Source organism: Streptosporangium canum, from assembly GCF_900113865.1.
GTDB lineage: Bacteria > Actinomycetota > Actinomycetes > Streptosporangiales > Streptosporangiaceae > Streptosporangium > Streptosporangium canum.
Genome location: NZ_FOQY01000079.1, coordinates 1 through 2,990, shown reverse-complemented (window position 1 = coordinate 2,990; position 2,990 = coordinate 1). Strand labels below are relative to the sequence as shown.

Annotated in this window: 4 protein-coding genes; 1 reads left to right on the top strand and 3 read right to left on the bottom strand. The window is 64.9% G+C overall.

What is annotated here, in order from left to right:
• A partial coding sequence (locus tag BM085_RS42455) for a MarR family winged helix-turn-helix transcriptional regulator (RefSeq protein WP_143121347.1) occupies positions 1 to 520 on the top strand: 520 nt, incomplete at its 5' end.
• Positions 521 to 755: 235 nt separating this feature from the next.
• Here the strand turns inward: BM085_RS42455 and BM085_RS42450 are convergent.
• The 3 genes from BM085_RS42450 to BM085_RS42440 all read right to left on the bottom strand — a co-directional run bounded on the left by BM085_RS42450 (position 756) and on the right by BM085_RS42440 (position 2,814).
• On the bottom strand, positions 756 to 1,733 hold the full coding sequence (locus BM085_RS42450) for a hypothetical protein (protein WP_143121346.1): 978 nt from the start codon (positions 1,731 to 1,733) through the stop codon (positions 756 to 758).
• Positions 1,734 to 1,756: 23 nt separating this feature from the next.
• Positions 1,757 to 2,137 carry a peptidase inhibitor family I36 protein gene (locus tag BM085_RS47685; protein WP_425443300.1) on the bottom strand — a complete coding sequence of 127 codons (381 nt, stop codon included), beginning with the start codon at positions 2,135 to 2,137 and terminating at the stop codon, positions 1,757 to 1,759.
• Positions 2,138 to 2,493: 356 nt separating this feature from the next.
• Positions 2,494 to 2,814 (bottom strand): transposase, encoded by a 321-nt coding sequence (locus BM085_RS42440; RefSeq protein WP_281249923.1) that lies wholly within the window; start codon positions 2,812 to 2,814, stop codon positions 2,494 to 2,496.
• Positions 2,815 to 2,990 lie beyond the last annotated feature (176 nt).

Genomic DNA, 2,990 nt, shown 5'->3' with positions numbered 1-2,990 from the left:
CTCGGTTGAGGGCCGAGCTGGCGCGGGGCCCGGCCGCACACGGCTACGCCGAGGACCAGCGCTGGACCCTGGCCCGCATCGCCGATCTGATCGCTGCGCTCAGGCCCTCGTCAAGATCTTCGACGCCCCCTCGCCGATCACCCCGAGCCGGCTCCGGGAGGAGCTGAACCTCACCTCGGGCGCCGTCACCACGTGCCTCGACAGGCTGGAGCGCGCCGGGCACATCCGCCGGGTCCGCGACGCGCACGACCGGCGCGTGGTCCACCTGCACTACCTCGACACGGCCAAGGAGTTCGCCGCGGCCTTCTTCCGCCCGCTCGGCCGCAGCACGGACAACGCCCTGCGGCGTTTCAGCCCGGAGGAGTTGCGCACCGTGGCCGCCTTCCTTGACGCCATGAACGAGGAACTCGACGCGTTACGGGCCATTCCTGCCCCTGTCTTCGAGCGCACGGGCCGAACCGGTTGCGCGCCGACGTCAGGTCCTGTCGTCCGTCTCATGAGGCGCGGGAACGTCCACTGAGGCGGCGTCCCGGAAGGAGCGGTGTCGCGGGGCTGTACGGCCGAGTGCGGCGGTCGCCTCCGGGGACAGGAGGAGGCGACCGCCGCACTCGTTCACGATGTCGTGCCCTCTGGCCGGGAAGACCCGTACGGCGTGCCCTCGATCTCGCCGAGGAGGCGCCGTCGGAACGGGCACGGGGGGCCTTGCGCCGGCACGACGACGCGGTCACAGAGTCCGGTGGGCGGAGATCCTTCTCTCACCGCGCCCCCAGCGCCTCCTTCGCATGCAGGAGGGCCGAGGCGTTCATCTTCCTGGCGTCCGCCAGCTCCTTGGCGAACTTCTGCAGCATCTTCTCGTAATAACGGTCCTCGATCCGGATTCGCTGTGCGGCGTAGTCTGTCGTCTTCTCGCACTCGGCGTCCGCGACGGCGAGAGAGATCTCCTGGGCGCGCGCCTCGTCCGATCCGATGCCGAGCCGCCGGTGCGACTCCAGCGACCTGCCTCTCGCCGCATCCGGATTCTTGAGGCCGGAGTGCCCCTTGCTCGCCATACACGACGACCACGCGGAATCGATACGCGTCATGTCGGCGTCCGACGACGCCTCCCGCCTGGCCCGTATCGGAAGATTTCCGGCCAGGTAAGTCAACTTCACGTAATCGCTCAGCGAGCCGTAGAGCTTTTCCCTCGCTTCGGCGAGGCATCCCTCACTCGTCGTCCCCACTCTTCCTCCGCCCGGTAGGTCTGCCTTTATCTCGGGGGCGTCGTCACGACCGAAGAACGCTTCGCCCCACCGCTTCTGCTCCTCTTCCGAGAGCTTCGAGATACCTGATCGGTCCACTTCTCCCGGGGAGTCTCCGGCGTTCTCCGCGGACTTGTAGCCCGTTCTCTGCACCTGCTCCACCGTGAGGCCGTAGGGATCCTCGCCGAGGGTCGGGGCGACGTCCGTCGCCGAAGAGGGGTTTTGGACGTAGGTGAATCCACGTTTCTTCATGCAGCGTTGCACTAATTCCTCTTGCGCCGCATATCTTGTCGCCGACCCGGAGAACAGGGCGAGCAGCGCCTCCCGCACCTTCGGGTCGTGGTTCGCGAGCGGAGTGACGACCGCGGCGCGGCTCTGCGAGGTGTCTCCGGCGTTGGCAGTTGACAGGAGGTAATTGCCGCCGGAAACCGTCGCGATCGCGACGGCGACAAGGGCGATGCCGCCGAAGGCAATCTTGTGAAAGCTCCTACTCATCATCGATCCCTTTCGTCTTCTTTTTAGCAACTTTGTCCAGAGCTGCGGCCGCGATGCGCGTCACCCGTGGCGGCCTCCATGTCGGGATCCGTCACATAGTCGATGCTGTCTCCTGCGGCAACCCAGACCGTCGGACCACTATAGTCTGAGATGTAGACGCAAACCCATGCGAGAGTTTGGAATCGATTCTTATATGACCTGTCGTTCCAGGTCAGCGTCGGCCAGTTTCCCCCGGCCTGGTGCCACTCCGGGATTGCCACCGTGGTTCGCCCAACGACGCCGCTGTAATACGGGGAGCTCCAGACGCAGAAATAGGATGTCGAGCACGAGGAATCGGCGGACGCCGGTGTCGCGGCGCCTGCTGTGATAAGTCCCGCGGCCAGCACGGCCGATGCCGCCGTCATGGCCAATCTTTTTGGATTCATCCCGGTTCGCCTTTCTCTCGGTTTGATTTCCCGGCTACCGAGGTGACCGGGAATCGCCTCCCGTATCTGGCGTTTTGATGCTATTTTATGCATCCAAATGGATCAAGACATTGATCTTCCGGACTGTCCGTGATAGAGAAGTTATTGGAGTCCTCTTTGTGGGCTTGGAGGCATAATCCGTTTTCATCTGCGAGATGCTTGCGAAGCGTGATTGAATGCATTTTTATTGTCACGTTTCGGTTCTTCGTGGCCGGACACGCCGCTCCGCCACTCGGATGTCGGCCGTCACGGCCGTAATCGGCGGGCATGGTGCATCTGAGCTTGAAGGGCTGACGTTACGGCGGTTCGAGGATGAAGCCGGTCTGAGCGATGAAGCCGTCCAGCAGCCCGGACCGGTACTGCATCCGCTTGAGCTTGGTGGCGACCATCGCCGCGAGCTCATCGATGTCGTGCGGGGCGAGGTTGGCCAGGGCCCGCTTGAGCGCTGACCACACCCCCTCAGCCGGATTCGGCTCCGGCGCATAAGACGGCAGCTGGAAGACCGTCAGCCACGGGCGGGCCTCGATCATCGCGCGCATCACCCGGGACAGGTGGTGGCGGTCGTTGTCCCACACCAGCACGATCGGGCCGTCGAGCTGCTGGTGAGCGGCGTCCAGCAGCGCCGCGAACCGCTACGAGCCAAAGCCCCTGACCTTCCCGGGATGGCCACGCCGCAGCAGCATCCGGGTACATCAACCGGGTGCGCTGCCCGGGCTTGGCGCATACCAATCCGGCCAGGCACACGCGGCCGTAGCCCTTGCCGGTCACGGCCACGATGGGGATCTTGCCGCGT